At 60.8% G+C, this 571-nt stretch carries 1 protein-coding gene; it reads right to left on the bottom strand.

Going from position 1 to position 571, the window contains the following annotated elements:
- A partial coding sequence (locus V7680_RS15700; protein WP_335654185.1) for a translation factor GTPase family protein occupies window positions 1–571 on the bottom strand: 571 nt, incomplete at both ends.

Here is a 571-nt window from a genome sequence, read left to right as displayed (position 1 = left end):
ACCGGACTGCTTCTTGTGCGTGTAGTCTTCTTCGTGCGTCCGGGTGATGGTTTCGCGGTAGGCAACCTGCGGCGCGCCGACGGTAGCCTCGACCTTGAATTCACGACGCATGCGGTCGACGAGAATGTCGAGATGCAGCTCGCCCATGCCGGCAATGATCGTCTGACCCGATTCCTCGTCGGTCTTGACGCGGAAGGACGGATCCTCGGCGGCCAGACGGTTGAGCGCGAGGCCCATCTTTTCCTGGTCGCCCTTGGTCTTCGGCTCGATGGCGATCTGGATGACCGGCTCAGGGAACTCCATACGCTCGAGGATGACCTGATTCAGCGGATCGCAGAGCGTGTCGCCGGTCGTGGTTTCCTTGAGGCCGGCCAGAGCAACGATGTCGCCAGCAAAGGCTTCCTCGATGTCTTCACGGCTGTTGGAGTGCATCTGCAGCATGCGGCCGACGCGTTCGCGCTTTTCCTTGACCGTGTTCATGACCGACGTGCCCTTTTCGAGCTTGCCGGAATAGATGCGGGCAAAGGTCAGCGAGCCGACGAAGGGGTCGTTCATGATCTTGAACGCGAGC

The sequence above is a fragment of the Parasphingorhabdus sp. genome (assembly GCF_036963705.1).
In the GTDB taxonomy this organism is placed as follows: domain Bacteria; phylum Pseudomonadota; class Alphaproteobacteria; order Sphingomonadales; family Sphingomonadaceae; genus Parasphingorhabdus.
The sequence above is the reverse complement of the archived record's forward strand: the minus strand, read 5'-3'. Positions and strand labels throughout refer to the sequence as shown.